The sequence below is a fragment of the Streptomyces sp. NPDC107562 genome, from assembly GCF_055657325.1.
The window spans coordinates 49,070-66,409 of sequence record NZ_JBVKBE010000015.1 but is presented as its reverse complement, the minus strand read 5'-3'; the positions used below and the strand labels follow the sequence as shown (position 1 = coordinate 66,409).

General features: G+C 67.6%; 17 protein-coding genes. 10 read left to right on the top strand and 7 right to left on the bottom strand.

Annotated features, from left to right (window positions below; genetic code table 11):
* Positions 1-131: 131 nt before the first annotated feature.
* The gene (locus ACZ7LV_RS31675) at positions 132-1,730 is read left to right on the top strand and encodes an ISL3 family transposase (RefSeq protein ID WP_471944404.1); all 1,599 of its coding nucleotides are present in this window, start codon (positions 132-134) and stop codon (positions 1,728-1,730) included.
* A gap of 8 nt (positions 1,731-1,738) precedes the next feature.
* Here ACZ7LV_RS31675 and ACZ7LV_RS31670 read toward each other — a convergent pair whose 3' ends face one another.
* The 3 genes from ACZ7LV_RS31670 to ACZ7LV_RS31660 form a co-directional block, all read right to left on the bottom strand.
* Positions 1,739-1,996, bottom strand: coding sequence for a hypothetical protein (locus ACZ7LV_RS31670; protein ID WP_471944402.1), 258 nt, complete (start codon positions 1,994-1,996; stop codon positions 1,739-1,741).
* 113 nt (positions 1,997-2,109) lie between these two features.
* On the bottom strand, positions 2,110-3,633 hold the full coding sequence (locus ACZ7LV_RS31665; RefSeq protein ID WP_471944400.1) for a gamma-glutamyltransferase: 1,524 nt from the start codon (positions 3,631-3,633) through the stop codon (positions 2,110-2,112).
* 549 nt (positions 3,634-4,182) lie between these two features.
* Positions 4,183-7,215, bottom strand: coding sequence for a Tn3 family transposase (locus tag ACZ7LV_RS31660; RefSeq protein ID WP_471944398.1), 3,033 nt, complete (start codon positions 7,213-7,215; stop codon positions 4,183-4,185).
* Positions 7,216-7,416: 201 nt separating this feature from the next.
* Between ACZ7LV_RS31660 and ACZ7LV_RS31655 the strand changes: the two genes are divergently transcribed.
* The 9 genes from ACZ7LV_RS31655 (at position 7,417) to ACZ7LV_RS31615 (ending at position 13,178) form a co-directional block, all read left to right on the top strand.
* Entirely contained in the window at positions 7,417-8,325 is a 909-nt protein-coding gene (locus ACZ7LV_RS31655; RefSeq protein WP_471944396.1) for a hypothetical protein, read from the top strand.
* Positions 8,326-8,331: 6 nt separating this feature from the next.
* A complete protein-coding gene (locus ACZ7LV_RS31650) occupies positions 8,332-9,063 on the top strand; it encodes a hypothetical protein (RefSeq protein WP_471944394.1) in 732 nt (243 codons plus the stop codon).
* Between the two features lie 38 nt (positions 9,064-9,101).
* On the top strand, positions 9,102-9,533 hold the full coding sequence (locus ACZ7LV_RS31645) for a hypothetical protein (RefSeq protein ID WP_471944392.1): 432 nt from the start codon (positions 9,102-9,104) through the stop codon (positions 9,531-9,533).
* A gap of 47 nt (positions 9,534-9,580) precedes the next feature.
* On the top strand, positions 9,581-9,952 hold the full coding sequence (locus tag ACZ7LV_RS31640; protein ID WP_471944390.1) for a hypothetical protein: 372 nt from the start codon (positions 9,581-9,583) through the stop codon (positions 9,950-9,952).
* A gap of 92 nt (positions 9,953-10,044) precedes the next feature.
* Positions 10,045-10,614 (top strand): hypothetical protein, encoded by a 570-nt coding sequence (locus tag ACZ7LV_RS31635; RefSeq protein WP_471944388.1) that lies wholly within the window; start codon positions 10,045-10,047, stop codon positions 10,612-10,614.
* A 426-nt stretch (positions 10,615-11,040) separates the two neighbouring features.
* Positions 11,041-11,394: an SPDY domain-containing protein gene (locus tag ACZ7LV_RS31630; protein ID WP_013000019.1), complete on the top strand. Its 354-nt coding sequence runs from the start codon at positions 11,041-11,043 to the stop codon at positions 11,392-11,394.
* Positions 11,395-11,495: 101 nt separating this feature from the next.
* Positions 11,496-11,786: a hypothetical protein gene (locus tag ACZ7LV_RS31625; protein ID WP_471944386.1), complete on the top strand. Its 291-nt coding sequence runs from the start codon at positions 11,496-11,498 to the stop codon at positions 11,784-11,786.
* A gap of 15 nt (positions 11,787-11,801) precedes the next feature.
* Positions 11,802-12,623 (top strand): SPDY domain-containing protein, encoded by an 822-nt coding sequence (locus tag ACZ7LV_RS31620; RefSeq protein ID WP_471944384.1) that lies wholly within the window; start codon positions 11,802-11,804, stop codon positions 12,621-12,623.
* Between the two features lie 171 nt (positions 12,624-12,794).
* On the top strand, positions 12,795-13,178 hold the full coding sequence (locus ACZ7LV_RS31615) for a hypothetical protein (protein ID WP_471944382.1): 384 nt from the start codon (positions 12,795-12,797) through the stop codon (positions 13,176-13,178).
* A gap of 57 nt (positions 13,179-13,235) precedes the next feature.
* On the opposite strand, the gene ACZ7LV_RS31610 is transcribed toward ACZ7LV_RS31615, so the two are convergent.
* From ACZ7LV_RS31610 to ACZ7LV_RS31595, 4 genes are all read right to left on the bottom strand, one after another.
* The gene (locus tag ACZ7LV_RS31610) at positions 13,236-13,931 is read right to left on the bottom strand and encodes a hypothetical protein (protein WP_471944381.1); all 696 of its coding nucleotides are present in this window, start codon (positions 13,929-13,931) and stop codon (positions 13,236-13,238) included.
* A 78-nt stretch (positions 13,932-14,009) separates the two neighbouring features.
* Positions 14,010-14,453, bottom strand: a complete 444-nt coding sequence (locus ACZ7LV_RS31605) for a hypothetical protein (protein WP_471944379.1) — start codon at positions 14,451-14,453, stop codon at positions 14,010-14,012.
* Positions 14,454-14,893: 440 nt separating this feature from the next.
* Positions 14,894-16,636 carry a relaxase/mobilization nuclease domain-containing protein gene (locus tag ACZ7LV_RS31600; protein ID WP_471944377.1) on the bottom strand — a complete coding sequence of 581 codons (1,743 nt, stop codon included), beginning with the start codon at positions 16,634-16,636 and terminating at the stop codon, positions 14,894-14,896.
* Positions 16,633-17,259 carry a hypothetical protein gene (locus tag ACZ7LV_RS31595; protein WP_471944375.1) on the bottom strand — a complete coding sequence of 209 codons (627 nt, stop codon included), beginning with the start codon at positions 17,257-17,259 and terminating at the stop codon, positions 16,633-16,635. Before ACZ7LV_RS31595 ends, ACZ7LV_RS31600 begins: the two co-directional genes overlap by 4 nt.
* Positions 17,260-17,340: the final 81 nt, after the last annotated feature.

Sequence of the window (17,340 nt, the reverse complement as noted above, 5' to 3'; positions counted from 1 at the left end):
TGACGAGAAATGGCTCTGGTCCACTTGATGTGGTCGCTTACGCAGGGTGACTGGCGATCTTCGAGTGATGGCGGTTGACTTCGCCCGAAAATCGCTCGGTTGGATGGTGGTGTGGTCGACAGTCCTTGGCCGTGAACCCAGTGCTGCCGCAGCTGGACGAGCTGCTGTTCTCCTCGGTCGAGGGCGTGGTGGTGGAGTCCGTAGAGGTGACCGCCACGGTCGTCAAGGTCGAGGCCCGTACGACCGCAGGGCGGGCGGTCTGTCCTGGGTGTGGATGCTGGTCGGGGCGAATACAGGGCTCCTATCTGCGGTTCCCTCGCGATCTGCCGACAGCGGGCAAGTTCGCCGTGGTGTCGCTGCGGGTGCGCCGGTTCGTCTGCGAGGAGGAGTCCTGCGAACGGAAGACCTTCGCCGAGCAAGTACCCGGCCTGACCCGAAGGTTCGGGCGACGGACCGAGCGGCTGCGGTCGACGCTGGTGTCGGTCGGTCTTGCGCTCGCGGGCCGGGCCGGCGCCCGAATGACGGACGCCTTCAAGGTCCCGGTCAGCCGGAACACTCTGCTGAGGCTGATCGCCTCCCTTCCAGACCCCGCCACCGCAGCACCCCGCGTGGTCGGCGTGGACGAATACGCCCAGCGCAAGGGCCGTACCTACGGAACAGTGCTCGTCGACGTCGAGACACGTCGGCCGGTCGACCTCCTTCCCGACCGGGAGGCGGACACACTCGCGGCCTGGCTCGCCGAGCGGCCCGGCATTGAGATCGTCTGCCGCGACCGTGCCCCTTTCTTCGCCGAAGGCGCCACCCGCGGCGCCCCGCAGGCCCTCCAGGTCGCCGACCGGTGGCACCTCTGGCACAACCTGGGCGAAACCGCGGAGAAGTGCGTCTACCGCCACCGCGGCTGCTTGCGCCCCGCGCCGGAACAGCCGGATGAACCTCCAGAGAAGCCGGAGCCGGTCACGTCGTCGCCCTGGCCGACGGGACACCGGTTCGCCGAACGCACCCGGGCCAAGCACGCCACCATCCACGCTCTCCTCGACGCCGGTCACAGCAAGCGGTCCGTCGCCCGACAGCTCGGCATGACGCTCAACACGATCCTGCGCTTCTCCCGCGCCGCCACCCCCGAGGAGATGTTCACCGGCCAGTGGCAAAGCCGTGCAACCAGGCTCGACGACTTCAAGCCCTACCTCGACCAGCGCTGGCAGGAAGGCTGCACCAACGCCTGGAGACTATGGGAGGAAATCAAGGAACAGGGCTATCCCCGCGGCTACGCCAGTGTCCGCGACTACGTCAGCAGGAATCTTCGCGGCAAGCCCCAACCGGTCGGCCCCCGCCCGCCATCGGCCCGCGCCGTCACACGCTGGCTCCTCACCCACCCCGACGCTCTGCCCGAAAGCGACAGACTCCAGCTCAAAGCCGTCCTTGCCAACTGCCCCGAACGGACGGCACTTGCCGAGCACGTGCGTTCCTTCGGGCGCATGGTCGCCCATCTCCAGGGCGACCAGTTGCCGAACTGGATCGAAGCGGCCAGTTCCACTACCGATCTGCCCAGCCTCCGGCACTTCGCCCAGCACCTCGAACGCGACCTCGACGCTGTCATCGCTGGCCTCACACTGCCCTGGAACTCCGGTGTCGTGGAAGGCCATGTCAACAGGATCAAGATGCTCAAGCGCCAGATGTTCGGCCGCGCAGGATTCGAACTCCTCCGCAAGCGCGTCCTGCTCTCTTCATAAATCCCAGGTCAGGAATCATCCTCTACGAGTCCGAAACCTTCAGGGAACCCCTCCAGGAACGCGCGGCGCGAAGGATCAGTCTCTTTCACAGCCATCCAACCGAGGAGGTCGATGAATTCGCTTCGCTGATCACTCGAGAGCTGAGTCATCAGATGGCCGGCACCCTCCAAGACCTTCACAGCGTCATCCGGATCCATCTGCTCGTCCTCGCACCCCTCAACGAACCACAGGACGTCGACCAAAGCCTCCGCCACCTCTGACGTCACTCTCAGTGAGCCCTCCACTGAAAGTGGACCAGAGCCACTACTGCTCGATAAAGCCAGGCTCGGCCTGCGAAGGGACAGCTCGTTCCTCGCCACGGTCGTTGCGCGAGGGAAATCTAGGCGAGTGCGGGGGGCAGGTCGTAGAGGCTGATGGCAACGTAGGTCTCCGGCGTCGCCGCTTCGAGGAGACTCTCGTCGCCCTCCAGGTCGAGTTCCGGCTCCTGGGAACGACGAAGAAGGTCGCTCCAGTCGCTCGCTGCACCTCGCTCGTAGGCGTCGCGGAGCAGGGGGCGCAGCCGTGGGCGGGCTTCCTCTTGCTGTTCGCGGAAGATGCGCCGCTGGGTGAGCCGCTGTTCGTCCTGGGCTTCGTCGCTGAGTTCCAGGTCGGCGGGAGGCTGGTCCTCGGCGCGCAGCCCTGGGGTGCGCCGGGCGATGGTGAGGTCCTCCTCGTGGAGGCGCTCACAGGCGGCGAACAGCTTTCGCGACATGCCGAGGTGGACCTCGGTGCCGGGGATACGGCAGCTCAGGAAGTCGTCGAGGCCCATGGAGCGGATTCCGGCGCGCAGAGTGTGCTGGTCCGAGTCGGCCGCTGCCCCGCGGGCGTCGGCCCGCATGGCGAGAGTGAGGCCGTCGTCTTCCAGGGGCGTGGTCAGCCCGGAGCGTCGGTGTCGAGAAGAGCGGTCGGCGGGCACGGGCACGGTGCGCAGCTGCGAGGCGGGAGCGGAGCGTAGCGCCAGGTAGGCGAGCATCTGGGCTCGGGCAGCGCCGATGAGCGCGTCGTCGCTATCGCCGAGGTGGTCCTCCAGGTTACCCGGGCCCGCCGCCTCGTCGTCGGCATCGGACCCGGCAAGGGCGAGCGGCGGCTTGCCGGCGCGCAGGTCGTGGTCGATGGTGAGGAAGAGATCATCGCCGGGCCGTACGGACGCCCCGACCAGGACGGTGCGGTGCCCGTACGCGCCGAGCACCTTGCTGCCGGCCGCCAGCTGCGCCCAACCTTTGCGAAGCGTGCCGAGGCCCACGTCGCCGCCCTTGGCCTCGATCAGCCAGTACAACTCTTCCGCCTCGTGCAGCCCCCACAGGTCGGGCAGCTTCTTCTTCGGATCATTGAACGTGCTGTACAGGGCAGGGACGGGGCCGCCGAGTTCAAGGTGCTGAGTCTGGCCGAGGCCCAGCAGCGAGCGGCATGCCCACTCGGTCATCGTCATGCCCAGCCGGTAGCCAGCGGCATTCTTCGCACTGCGCTCGGTGCCGTGCGCGTAGACCGGGTTCCAGGTCAGGCGCCGGCCCTTGGCGCCCGGTACGGGATGCCGGGGCTTCACGGGGTGCGCGCCGAGGTAGGCGTACAGCGGCGAGACCCGGGCGACGAGTTCCCTGTGTGCGTAGCACGGCTGATTCTTCAGGTGAGGGGTGACGTCGCGGCCGACTTCGGTGGCGGCCTTGATGATCTCCCGCCATGTGGTGGTCGGGGCATACCAGCCGTCGGCAGCCGGGAACCCTTGCGATCCGTTCCACACCTTGTGCTTGGCTGTCCGCCACTGCCTCCGAGGCTTCTTCGCAGGCCCGTTACGGAATAGGACCGGTATGTCGAAGCTGTCGACGTACGTCAGCGGTGGCTCATCGGGAACGTGCGCGGGGATCATGCGGATCACTCTGGCACGGGGTCAGATCGCCCGGGGCGGCCGGGTACCGAGCGTTCTGAGGCCGCGATGGGAGTGATCACCCTGCCCTCCGGGATTGGGGTTCGGACACATCCGAGGCTGTGGGAGCTCAACTCATCCCGATGCCGTGAGGTGCCGATCTCCGGGATGTCCCAGGGCGGTGGCCGTTAACCGTCTGTGCACGGTGGCCATCTCCGTGGTGCGCCGCTCAGTTTCCCTGTGGGTTATTCGTTTCACCCTGGCCTTGCCGTCCGGCGACCAAGATCTCAAAAATGTGGGTTAAGGAGTGTGTTGCCTGGTCAAAGGTCTGGCCTGACTCGGCTGGACTGAGAACGGGAGTTCCTCCTGCTCCAACCCCATCGAAGTTGACGCGGCGTCGGGGTGCGAAGGGGGCACCCTTCACGGGCTGGTGAACGTGGACATGGGCGGGCAAGGACGAAGCCGATACCTCGGTGAGGTACCGGCTGGGGTGGGAGGCGGAGGGGCTCACCGTTCATAGTTCAGGGACGGCTCCACCCGGGCCTGCGGTCGTCAGGTGGGATCCGGTTCCACGTCGGGGATCTCGAACATCGTGTCGGTAGGCGGCTCGAAGTGGAATCGGCCTCGCATGTTGATGTGTCCGTACATCATCCGAGGGAGCTGGCGGAGGTCGCTTTGGGAGATGACCTTGCCCTGGGCGCGCATCTTCTCGACGATCTTCTGGATGCAGACCGTGTTGAAGAGGGCCACGGTGTTGAGGACGAGACCGAGAACACCGAGCCGGTTTTCCAGACCGGGGTAGTAGTCGGGGAAGGGGCCGTCGATGCCGTGACAGATACGCCTGGCGAGGTCGGCGCGTTCTTTGTGCAGCCGGCTCTGTGCTTCGATCCCGTGCCGGTACTCGGGGTTGTCGTAGAGGCGGAGCAGGTGACGTGTTTTGGCGATGCGCCCGAAGGAGATGATTGCTGACCCGAGGTCGGTGGGCTGGCCGTTGCGGGTCACGATCCGCAGCGCGTCGTGTGCGCTGATGGCACCGTGGTGGATCGAGCCGATCACCCGCAGGATGTCTTCCCAGTGCGCCGCGATCTGCGAAAGGCCGATCTGCCGACGTGTTGCGCCCTGGAGAGGTCCGTAGTCCGCTGACCTGTCGATGCGCCATAGCCTGGTGTCGTTGATCTGGTGCGGGGCGGGCTGGTAGGAGTAGCCGGAGAGGGTCAGAAGGCCGAAGACGAGGTCCTCGTTCGTTCCGGCCTCGGCGACGATGGCATCGGGGTGTCGGCTGTCCGGGACGCTGGTCTGGTCCCGGTACGTCGTAAGGGTGTTGAGTGCCTCCAGCGCAGCGCTGGGCCGGCCGCTGACCATGCGCCCGGACAGCTGGATGGCCTGCTCCGTCAGCATGGTCAGCCAGGTGACCTCGGAATTGCCTTCGGGCGCGACGCGCAGGTCAAGCTGTGGTGTGGGGATGACGAAGCTGTGGCCGTCCACGGAGGCGAGGCGCTCCCCGTCCAACTGCAGAGTGGTGAGTGCGTCGCTCTCCGCGCCGAGCATGAGGGTGGTGCACGCCTCGATCACATCGGGGCGGAAGTATTCGCGGCTGATGCTGGTGAGGCGGTCGAGTTTGAGGGCGTCCTTTTCTTCGTTCGCGACGGCTTCGAGGCCGATATTGCAGCCGTACGCGACCATCACGGCGGCTACGGACAGCTCGAATTCCGGGTAGGGGGAGGGGTTGCCGTTGCGCGTGGTGAACGCGGCGATCCCGCCGGTCCGGCTCAGCACGTCCAGCACCACTTGGGGCAGTTCTACCTTGGGGAGCATCTTCTCCACTTGGCGACTCAGGCTCGATGGACGCGGTGGCCGCCCCTTCGGCAGGGCCAAGTCGCCGTTGCCGAGGATAATTTGGGTGCCCTCGGGAATGCGGGAGGCGATTTTGGTGAGGTCGGCGTGCAGGCTTCTGCCCGCGCGGTCGAGGTAGGCGCGGGGGTCTTCGGGCAGATCCAAGCTGGTGAGCAGGCTGGGCCGGGCCTGTGCCCAGACCTCGCCTGACAGGAGTCGCGCGAGCAGGTCTCCCCAGCGGGAACAGCCCTGAACGAAGATCTCTCGTTTGCACAGACGCCGGTGGAAGGTCTCCACCACACACAGGGCGTATGCCGCCAGATTCACCGCGCCGTCGGACTGTTCGGGTTCGCCTTCCACGAGGCGCTTCCAGGAACCTTTCAACAACCTGCTGTCGATGTCATCGAGCCGTACGTCCTCGCGATCCAGGAGAGGCGGCAAAGCGTGGAGCGCGGTCAGTGCGGCCTGGCCTGCGGGACGTGCGCCGAAGCGGACCCTGCCGACAAGGACGGGTACAAACGTCCGTACGTCTCGGAACCGTTCCAGTGCCTTGGTACGACGGGCCTCATGGGTATCGGAGTCCTGGGCCGGCATGTACTCCAGGAGATTCTTGGCCGCCCGCAGGAGAGTGTCCCGGTCAGCGACCGTCTCCAGCACGGCGCGCGTGGAGTCGGTGTCGGTGACTGGGTCGGTGATTTCACCGCTGTCGTGGTCGATGCTCTCTGCCACGGATTCAAGGACGGCGAGCAGTGCCTGTGCGGTCAGGGTGCCGTCAGGGGCGAACTTCGGGTAGGCGTCGAGGAGGGCCTTGTCGGCCCACCTCTTGGGTTTGGCGATGAAGCCCTCGGTGATCAGCTTGTCGAGCATGTCGATGGCATCGTCCAGGGCGCTCGTCTCCAGGCGCTTGATGGCCGCGAGTACTGCGGCCCGCTTGCCGGTCTGCTCTTTCAGGCGCGGTACCCGCTCGGTCAAGGCGTGATCGGCTAGCTGCGCCAACTTGCGGTCGGGGATGGACGAGACATCCACATCAATGAACCCGAGGGCGCGGATCTCGTCCGCGCGTGACAGGGCCTTCACGAAGTTCGCCCACGAGGGCATGCCGACACCGCGACGCAGGCCGTCCAGATGACTGGTGCGCGCGTCGGCGGGAGCCTCCATCAACCGGTCGACAATGCGGACCTGTTGACGGCTCATTTTGGAGACGAGTTCCTTCGACACCGCGTCTTCGGCTCTACCCCGGCAGAGCGTCACCAGGTCACGCAGCGTTGAGTATCGGGGGAGGAGCACACGCTGCCCGCGGAGCCAGACCAGGGCCTGGAGCGTCATCGCCTTCGGGCCGTCCGTGGTGTACTTCAGCCGGTCTTCCAACCAGGCCACGAGCTGGGCCTCGCCCTCCACGAAGGAAGTCCAACCGTGTTCCCGTCTGATCTCTCTTACGTGCTTTCGAACGGTGTCGCCGTTCTTCGCGTACAGGCTGATCTTGGCGAGCGGGTCGGAGATGCCGAGTTGCTCGCCCACGCGCAGTACCAGTTCCTCGGGGATCCTCTCCATGTCAGTCTGGAACCGACCCAGGAAGCGTACGACCGTCAGCTGTACGGCGAGACCGAGACGGTTGTGCTCGCCCCGCTTGCTCTGGATCAGCCGCTGGTCTTCCTCGCCCAGCCGAAGATGGGGCCAGTCGCGCTCCGGGATTCCATTGACGAACGACGGGTACCCCGCGCTCAACTCCTGCCGCTCCTCTGCGCCGAGCATTACCTCTCCTGACGATCGGATTGTCACGCGGGGCAGATTCAGGCCCACGACTGGGCCGGGTCAAACCGGACTTCGGGGGTGATCGGCCTTAGGACACATTTTTGAGATCTTGGCCGTCGAACCGTTTTCTGCGCGGCTGTTCGAGTGGCTCGCAGCCATTTCTGATGGTTCGGGCTTCTACCGTCCTCGGCCATGGAGAACGTGTGGATCGAGCCGGGCAGCAGCGCAGATCCCGGCTACACCGACGATCAGCTCAAACGCGCGAGAGGGTTCGCGGAGCAGGACGTCCAGGCGACGCGGGTGCAGCTTGCGGCGCGCTTCGGACTCGGCGACGTGTGCGCCGAGATCGCTGAGCAGTCCAGCCTGGCGGTGAGCAGTGCCCTGGAACCGCTGGCACGCCAACTCGGCTATGCGGCCGACACGCTTGAGCGATACCAGCGCGTCACGGCGTTGGCAGGCGCGGCATTCCGTGAACGTCTCGCCACGTCCTGCGTCCACGTGCCGTGGAAGTGCGTGGTCGCGGCCTGTGTAACCGACCCGGCCGAGCGCTCGCGTCGTGTCGGGCTTCTTCTCGGGCGGATCGCCAGCGCCGAGCGGGCGGGATGGCCAGCCGTACTCGACGCCGGGGAGTACTGCCGGGCCCTGGGCCTGGCGGACGGAGCGGCCTGCGGCACGGAGACGCCGGGCGAGATCGTCGCTCAACTCGGCCGTGCAGGGGTGCGGGAGGCCGTGGTCGCCGAACTGACCAAAACACCGGAAGCTGTCCTGTCCATCCTGCGCCAGCCGACCGTGCGCGAGGTCCTCCAGGACCAGGAGGTCGCCCGGTACGTGCGCGAGCAGATGCGCCCTCTGCCGGATCCGGACGAAGAACTGCTCAACGAGCTGATCGGCGACGACGAACGCGATCCGCGTGCCGACTGGACCATCCGCTACTTCGGCCTGGTCCACAAGTGCAGGGAAATCCTCCTGCTGGGTCCCGACGATTTCGCAGACGTCGACGACCCCGACGTGTGGCAGTCCGTCGAATCCATCCGTGACTCGGTCGTCTCCTGGGCCGGCCGTGTCCTGGAGAAGCGTCCCCGCACGATCCGACTACTCTCCGGAAAGTAGAAACCCGTGCCTATCCCCAATGCCGCCGGCCGCTACCCCAACGCCGTACGCGACGTCCTCGACCGGGAGGCTCTGCGGTGCATCCGCCAGGGCGGGAGCGAAGCCGAGCAGCTCGCCCGGATGCAAAGCGTCGTCCGGTCGAAGATCAACGTGCTCTCTGCGGAATACCGTCCTGTGTTCGACCGCGCGGTGAGATCGATGTGCACCACCTCGTTCAACAAGGTCTCCAAGGAACTTCGTATCGCCGCTCTCGCTGGCCCAGCCGGACCCACACAGGGCGGCCCCACCGTCATGGGTCCGAGCTGCGGAACCGGAGCATCAGGCCCCGGCGACGCTACGGTTCCCGGCTCTCCCGGCGCTGGATCCGACGACGAAAGGGTCGTCGCGAAGCTCCTGATCGGTGAGGGCGGCGAGCTGACGGAGAAATCGGCCCAGCAACTCGTGCTGGAAGACCTCGACCGCATCATGGAAGTTCTGCCTCCTCTTGCCGAGCGCGACTTCATGGAAGCGGACCGGCTTGAGAGTGCGGCCAAGGAATCCGCCCAAGGAGCCAAGGAACACAGGGCCCGCGGAAACCGCATCCTCGCCCTGTTCAAGCGCTACGACCGGCTCGTCGTCGGCATCGACAGCATCCCCGGCATCTTCAACCTCGCCGACTACCTTGCCGAGGTCGGAGCCCAGGCCCTTGGCCTGGACAACGAAGACGCCGAACTCCTCCGGTACGCGGGCGCCCTGTGACCGAGTCCGCGTGGCACAAAGAAGTCAAGGACTGGGGTGTGGCCACCGAGATCGCACTCGGGAACCGCAGAGCCGACTGCCTGTTGCGTTGCGGCAAGCGGGCAGAGATCCAGGCCCACCCTCTTGCCCTGGTGGAAGTCGCCGGCCGGGAGGCCCACACAGACCTCTGGATCCTCGACTGCCGAGCCGCACGGGCGCGCAACCGCCTCCTGGTCTGGGACGACCCGGAGTTCGGCACACTGTTCCGCTGGGACCGCGCCTGGCAGGGCTTCGCGGTGGCCAAACGGCCCGCCTTCCTCAACACGGAACTGGACATCAGCACGGGCCGCGGAACCTTCCTGGAAGTGACGGGCTGGATCTTTGACGGATACCGCGCTCTCGGTTCCGGCAAGCCCCACACCGCTGCTGCCATGCGTTCATGGATGCGCTACGACACCCCGCTCGCCTCGCACCCGGCGGTGACCCTGTGACCTTGCAGCCACGCCGCAGAGGCGCCGAAAAGCGCTACCGCATCATCGTGATCGAGCTGGACGGTCTCCTCCAGCGGGTGCCGGCCGAATTCCACGCGGCCGGTGCGCTCGTGGAGCACATGGTGACAGCCAGGGCCTTCCATGCCGACTCCGTGTTCGGCGAATGCCCGGTTCCAGTGGCCATACTCCTGTACCGGCCCACCGCTGGAACTCACCCGGCACTGACCGTCGTGGATGACCTGGCCGAGTCCTGGGTCATGGAACTCGACCTCTGGCACGACCAGGTCCGCTATCACATCACCGGCTTCTACCCGTCGGAGAACGGGCGCCTCGACCGCGATCGATCTTCGGCGACTTCGCCGTGCCGAAACATGAAATCGCGAGCGTTCGCGGGTCACCACGCATTCGACACCGCCTGACTACTGAGGTAACGCGCATCGACCGAAACCCAAATGATCAGCATGGTTCATCCGTGGTAACTTGCCGGTTTCCATGGCGAGTTGGAGGGCTTTTGAACAGCGAGTTCCTGCTCGGTTTGATCGCTGCGGGAGCGGCGTTCGGCGGAGCTCTCCTGGGCGCCGGTGCTGTAACTATAGCCGGACGCAGTCAGGCCAGTGCGGCACGCTACCAAGCCGATGCCCCATGGATCAGAGAACTCCTGCCCTCTCTCTGCGCAGAGTTCCTCCTCCAGGCGGAGCAGGTCTACCAGGACTATCAAGCCATGTACGAAGACGCGTTCAACCAACGCTGGGACGAGATGGAGCGCCGGGCCCGGGACCTGGATCCGCAACCGTTGAAGCGGGCCTTCGCTGCACTCGAACTTCGCGCTCCGATGGACCTAGTCGATATGGCCACTGCGCTTCGGCAGTCTCTCCTCTACGACCATGCCCCAGAACCAGTCCGGCTTGGCACGGTACGAAGAGACCGGGGCCAACAGATGGCGGATCGGAACAGATTGTCCGGTGCCTACCACGGCCAGCACAACCTGTTCTTGAAGGTAGCCAGATCCGCTCTCAAGGTTGGTGACCACGAGGCGCCGGCCCGGCGAGCGTGGCTGCCCTTTTGGCGCCGCCAACTGTAAACGGAGTTCGGCGCTCGGCGACAGAACGCTCACCAGAGCACTTGCCGTGCCGCAAGGAACCCGGTGCAAGCGCCTCACTGAATGTAATCCAGCACCGACCTCGGCGCGAGAAAGATGAACCTCGATACGTTGTCCGAGGACAAGTTGTCTGCCGACACCGAACTCAGCCCAACGGCCACTCCTGCCATCCAACTCAGTCGCCGCAGGCCGCAGGGCTGGACGCAGAAACACATGCCCCACCGCCACCTTGACAGCAAAGTTAGCCGCCGCAGGTCAACGAGTTCCGGCGAGCTGAGTTCATCGTCAAGGGACACAAGTTCGCCGGGGGCAGACAGGAAAGATCGCGGAATGACTGGCCAACGGCTGCGAGGTCATGTCAACGTAGACGACCGTGCAAGAAACCCCAGGTCAGAGAGGTGATTGCCTGTGACCGTAGCCCCTGCGGACCCCGGTTTCTCCACTACCGTTGAAGCCCTGCGACTGCGCGAGTGGCAGCTCGGCCCCGGCCAGCCCACGCTGGTCATGGACCAGTTCTCCGCGGAGGATTTCCACCTGATCGTCGACGATCGTGCGGACGTGCACGTCAGCTCGAAGGACGGCCGGTTCTACCTCGGCTGGTTCCCGCTCGGACGCCCCGGCACGGACGGCGAGGGATGGAAGATCGCCGTCACCGGCACCGCCAAGGTCCGTGGCTACCAACTGTCGTTCGATACCGAGACGCCGGCGGACATCGTCGCCGCGGTCGTAGCGCGCGTGCTGGAGACCTCACGCCGCCTCTGACAGCGCAGGCACCGCCAGGAAGCGTCGGCCCTGCGATCGGCCGGCTGTACCGCCGAACCGTTGCATCGCTCTCCCTTTCCTCGTACCCCAGGAGGCTGTTCGTGACGTCCTCGGAGATGACCGTCGGCGATCTCATCGACCTGCTGTCCGGCTGCGACCGGAGTGCTCCGGTCCGCCAGGCCATGAACCCGTTCTTCCCGATGGCACATCGCTTGGCGCAGGTCGTGCAGTCGGTGGATGAGACCGGCCGGACCGTCGTCTACCTCGCCGAAGGAGCGGACGAGGACGCACAGCTCGGCCACCTGCCGCCCGAGGTTGCCATCGAGCTGACGTGGCAGGGCCCCGTCCAGGCGCCTCCGCGTCGCCCCCGCCGCCGCGCCGGCGGCAGCTAGACCCTCACCGAGCCCTTGGAGGCGCCCCTGTACCCCGACTTTCCGCCCGACCCGTCCGCCTCGCGTGGCGGCCAGCCCGCGTTCTGGGTCGGCCCCCGGCACCTGGCCGGTGACGATGGGCGCCTCTACGACATGGTCGCCGACACGCTCGCTGGCTTGGACTGGACGAGCCTGACGATCGTCCGCGGACGGCACGAGCCGGACGAGGCACCGGAGGACCGCCAGGTCCTGCGCAGCACTGTCCTGCACATCAGCCCCGACGCTCTGCGCTGGGCCCAGTGGAGCCTGGCGGATGAGCCGTTCCACCTGGGAGAGCTGCCGATCGCCTGGCAGATCTCCGCCCGCGCCGAGGCGAGCAGCCCGCTCGCCCAGTGGTCGGCCTACTTCACCCGCGATGTTCCCGGTGAGGCGGTGGCCGACTTCCTCGTCGCGCTCGACGCACGCGATCAGCCTGCCGCCCCACTAGCCGGACCCGAGCTGGTCCTCGATGCTGTCGCCGCCCACGGATGGCTCCGCGACATCGACCAGCCCCAGGCGGCAGCGACAGATCCGACGTTCACCTCGCACATCAGCCTCGGCGAGGTGCCGCCCCTCATCCAGGACGCCGACGCGCGCGCCCTGGCGGCCGAGGCCGACGAGACGGGACCGGACGGATGGCAGGCGTGGGCCGAGCCCGCGCTCGGCGCACCCTGTCTGTGGGCGGCTTCCTTCGCCGCCAGCGTCCCGCACGATCTCGTTGCCGCCTTCGCCGCCTCCCTCAGCTCGACCGCACCGGTTCTGCGGCGGGTGCTGCCCGAGGCCACCCAGGAGCGCCTTCTTCGCGCGCCGGCCATCTAACGTCCCGCGCGCAGCTCTTGGTGATCGCAGTCCGGCACCCTCCCAGTGGGGGTGCCGGACTTCTTGCTTCTCGGGCGAAGTAGTCGCTCGGTCTTCGACGCCCAGGATGGTTTGCCGCCCTGTGACGGAACGATGCACGATGCGGCAGTGCACCCCAGCCCCGGCGTTCTCATGGCCATCGCTTTCATCGTCGCCGTGACGATCGCGTTGACGGTCCGGTCACGCCGCAAGCGCACGGCTGCCCTCGTGGCGCAGTGGCAGGCATTCCAGCAGCACCGACGTTCCGGGCACGGGCAACTCCTTCAGGTCACGCGGGTCTACCAGCACGGACGCCGTGGCTCAAAAGCCGTCGTGACCTGGTGCGACACCGGTCGACAACAGGACGCCTGGTTCTGGAACTGGCACATTCCCGCAGGCGCGTACCTCCTCGTCAACGCCTCCAGCGGCTACGGGCCGCACAGCCGCAACCCGAACGTGCTCTACGTACAGCCCGGCCAGGTCCGTGCCTGGGTGCCATGCCAGGCTGCTCGCGCTGCTCAACGCGTTGGCCAGTAACGCGCTGCTGCCTCCGACCCACGGGGGTCGGAGGCAGCAGCGTGACGGGCAGGCAGGTCAGCTCATTGCCGTGGCCTTGGCGAGGGCCTTGTCGAGGTGGCGGTCGACGAGGGCCGGGGAGCCGGAGACGATCAGCAGCAGACTGCCGTCGCGGACCGCGGTCTGCTGGACCACGGTGCTCCGCCCTCCGGTGGAGAACGTCAGGAGCTGGCTCCACTGCTCGTCACCGAGGTCGTGGGGCGCGGGCAGTTTCTGCGGGGTCACGTCGACCGGGGTGCCGCCCGCGACGACTTGATAGGTCGGGCAGCCGGTCATCGCGTCGAAGATCCGGCCGATGCCGTCGGACAGCTTCTTCGCGCTGTCGCTGTACAGCTCCTCGGAGATCTCCGAGGAGCTGCCGCCGTAGGTGAAGTCTGCCTTCGCCTTGTGCGGGAAGGAGAGCGTGCCGCCGGTCGCTGCGTTGCCGCCCAGCTCACTCAGGGCCGGGCAGCCGACGACGGTGACGTCGTCGTGCTGGGCCGGACGCTCCGGCTTGGGCACGTAGCCGCTGCCGAGGTCGCTCTGGTCGAGCAGGCGCGACTCGAGCGCGGCCGAGGAGAGCGAGGCCGGCTTCTGGACCGCGTCGGCCGGCTTGCTCACCCGGGCGGAGGAGGGGGTCTGGTGCTTGGCCCCGGGGGTGTCGGTGGAGCAGGCGGGCAGGGCGAGGAGGGCGGCGGTGATGCCGAGGGCGGTGGTGGCGACGCGAACGCGCATGACGGAACTGACCCCTTGGTGCTAGGCGACGGGTGGTCAGTGCGGGCCCGAGGACCCGGTGGGTCGTAGGAGTGGTGGTCAGTGCCCGAGGTGGCGCAGGCCGTCCTCGAACGTGGCGTGCGTCGCGTCTGCGGGTCCGCTGTTGCGGTTGTACCAGGCGGTGTCAAGGCGGGTTTCCCGCTGCTGGTGGCCTGCCCGGCAGCGCAGCCAGATCTCGCCGCGGGTGGAGAGGATCAGCCAGTCACGGTATGCGCCGCACTCGGCGCAGGCGGCCATCTCGCCGTCAAGGACGAGGGGCTGCTTCCACGGCATCATCTTGCCCTCGACCTGGTCGTGGCTCGGCACGCGCAGCTCGGGCGGAAGGAAGTCGTCCACGACGCCGGCCGGCCCGGCCGGCTCCGGCTCAGTCGCCGGCACTCCGAAGCCGGGCGGGACCTGGCCCTGCAGCCGCGCGTGCAGTTCGGCGAACTGTCTCTGAGCTTCGCTCTGCTCCTTGGCCCTGCGGCGTATCCGGTGAAACACCCTGGCGTCCTCCTTTACCTCGTCACCTCGTCCGGCGCGCTTCGTGATCGTGCCCCACGTCCCCGGTGGTTTCAATTCACAAAGTTCACAGTCGCCTTTGGCCAGGTCCGCAGGGGTTCTCCGGCTTCTCCGTTGCCCCGATGACGAGTTGGCCACGGTGCGTGTCTCCGTGCGGCGAATGGCCATTGCCACGGTGCGCCCGATCACACGTCGTCTCCCTCGACCGCTCAACTTCAAGACGTGTACTGGCTCGACTCGCCGCACCTGAGTCGTGCCCGTCCGTCCTGCAGGTGCACGGATGCCGACGGCCTCCCACGCGGCGTGGCTCCTCACCGAGGTCCGGTGTGGCGTACGACCGTGCTGTGGATTGCGGGCGGAGCGGTGGCGCTTGTCGCTTCTCTCGGCGGTGCGTTGAGGCCGCGCAGCGGCACCCGGCGGGCCTACCGGGCAGCACGCGATGCCTCCTCCCCGCTGCGCCGCCTACCGGGCGCGGAGGGCCTGGAAGTTGAACGGCGCGGTGCGTTGCGGCTTCCTGCGGTGCTGGTCTCGGGCAGGTGAGACGCGTCGGCGGGTAGGTCGGCCGTCCGGCGCATCCGCCACACGAGCACGTCGCTGACGGAGTCCGCGGTGCCGAGTTCGCGGCTTTCCGCAACGTCGGCCAGGAGGGTGGCCGGGTCGTGGCCGGCGGCTTCGGCCTCCGCGATGGTTGCGGCCAGGGCGTACCAGCCGGGCTCGGCGAGGATCTGCTCGGCCAGCTCCGGCAGCGTCTCGCGAAGCACCACGGTGTGCCGCTGGAGCATCGGCCGGCTCAGGCGCCGGCCGCGCTGGTAGAGCACGCCGAGGGGCTGCGCGGAGGCGGCCTGGTAGGCGGTGCGCAGGTGCTCGGCGGCCCGGGTTGCGGCTTCGGCCTGCTGGGCGTGGCCCTTTCTGGCGTGCCAGTGCGCGGCGGCGGTGATGAGGAAGAACAGCATGTCGATGGCCATCGCGGTGGTGGCGCCGTCTTCCCCGCGGCCGAGGGCGGGGCCGCCGTGGACGAGGTCGCGGGCTGCCTGCCGCAGCGCGCGGTCGTGCCCACGTGCGGCGCGGACGTGGGAGCGCGAGGCCCGCTCGAAGGCCGTTGCAGCGTCGCGCAGTTCGAGGCGGGTGTGGGCGGCGGACGTCTTCGCGAGGGCATCCAGGACCTCGCCGGCAGCAGCGATGTGGGCGGCGGCGACCGCATCGTCGCCGTACTCGACGACGAGTACGGCCTGCCACGCGGCCGATGCCGTCCCGCGGCGGGCGGCGGCTGGACTGCCCGGCCCCGTACGGGGTGCTTCCTCCTGCGGGGCAGCTGGGTTGTTCTGGGCGTCGCCGGACCAGCGCTCCCGGATGCGGGGCAGCGAGAGGTCGGGGGCGAGGCGCGCGCCGGGGTAGAACACCGGCTCGCCGTCCTTGTTCAGGTCGTCCGGCAGAGCAACCTTGTATCCGAGCAGGTCGCCGGAGGGCGCGGCGCGCTTGCGGATGAGGAGGCCGCCGGCGGCGAGCCGGTCGAAGAACTCTTCGTCGCTCCTCGCTCCGGTCACCGCGCGGCGCACGGTTTCGCGCAGTTCCTCGCGGGCGGTGCGCTCTCGTCCCTGACGTTCGGCCTTGTGACGTTCGGCGCTGGTGGGCCGCTGTGCGGCGGTGCCGTCGCCAGGCGCGACCTGGCGGAGGCCGAGTTCCTTTTCGATGAGGCGGGCTTCGGCCTGTGCGCGGGCACCGGAGCGGAAGTCGTCGGGGCGGTGTCCGTCTTCGGCCACGAGGGTGGCGACGATGTGGATGTGGTCGTCCGCGTGTCGTACCGCCGCCCAGCGGCAGCCGGACTGTCCCTCGCCGGGGTCGATGCCGGTGGCTGCGACGATGCGGCGGGCGATGTCAGCCCACTCCTCGTCGGAAAGGGTGCGGTCTCCGGGGTCCGCGCGTACGGAGGTGTGCCATACGTGCTTGGCCGGGCGGGCGTGCTCGGCGAGGGCCATCACGGGCTGGTCCAGGATTTGGGCAAGGTCCTGGAGGGTGGCGTTCGGGTCGCGACCGGGGTCGGGGGACATGCCGTCGAACGAGGCCACGAGGTGGGGGTCGGTGTGATCCTCGTACTGGCCGGTCTCGTAGAGGTAAGACAGGAGACCGATGGTCCGTGACCCCGAGTTGTTGACGCTGGGGATCATGAGCCGTGGTGCTCGATCAGACGTGTGGCGGCTTCGTGCGCGGTATCGGCGGCTCGCCGTACGGCGGCGACGGCCGCTTCGAGCTGGGGGGCGTCTGCGCCGGAGTTGAGAGCCTTGACTGCCTGGTTGAGGTTGCTGCCGGCCCAACCGAGCCGACGTCGGCTGTCGAACAGGGCTGTGATCACTTCGCGTTCGTCGGCGATCTCGGCGCTGGTGCGGTCGAGGTCGCGGGCGGCAGCGAGCGCGGATCGGGCAAGGAACCCGGCGACGGACAGAGTACATCGGGCGGCGGCGGACTTGATCAAGGCGAACTCGTCTTCGTTGAAACGCGTGGCGGGCTGGTGCAGGCGCTTCGTCTCGGGCGGTTGACGCGGGCGCTGACGGGCGCGGGGAGCGCGCTGTCGGCGTGCACGCGGTTCGTTCTTCTGTTCCTCCTGCCCAGGCTTCGATCCGCCCTCGGTCGAAGCCTGAAGGACCTGCGCCCCCCGGTGCAGGTCCTCTCCCGCCCCCTTGGGGGCGGGATTGGCGGAAGCTATGCTTCCGCCCCAACTTGCTCGCCCCGAGACTGAGTTGGAGTCGGGATCAGGTTCCGGGGTGGTGCCGTTCTTGGGTGCGTTTGTCATCGGGATTCGGGCCTCGTAGAGCGGGTGCGTTGCTGGATGGTTGCGGCCAGCGCGAGGACATTGGTTGGGCCTGCAAGGACG

What these genes read in the sequence shown, in the direction of transcription:
- ACZ7LV_RS31665 (WP_471944400.1), bottom strand. Translation starts at nt 3,633, where the DNA reads ATGATCCCCGCGCACGTTCCCGATGAGCCACCGCTGACGTACGTCGAC.
- ACZ7LV_RS31660 (WP_471944398.1), bottom strand. Translation starts at nt 7,215, where the DNA reads ATGCTCGGCGCAGAGGAGCGGCAGGAGTTGAGCGCGGGGTACCCGTCG.
- ACZ7LV_RS31615 (WP_471944382.1), top strand. Translation starts at nt 12,795, where the DNA reads ATGGCCATCGCTTTCATCGTCGCCGTGACGATCGCGTTGACGGTCCGG.
- ACZ7LV_RS31610 (WP_471944381.1), bottom strand. Translation starts at nt 13,931, where the DNA reads ATGCGCGTTCGCGTCGCCACCACCGCCCTCGGCATCACCGCCGCCCTC.
- ACZ7LV_RS31600 (WP_471944377.1), bottom strand. Translation starts at nt 16,636, where the DNA reads ATGATCCCCAGCGTCAACAACTCGGGGTCACGGACCATCGGTCTCCTG.
- ACZ7LV_RS31595 (WP_471944375.1), bottom strand. Translation starts at nt 17,259, where the DNA reads ATGACAAACGCACCCAAGAACGGCACCACCCCGGAACCTGATCCCGAC.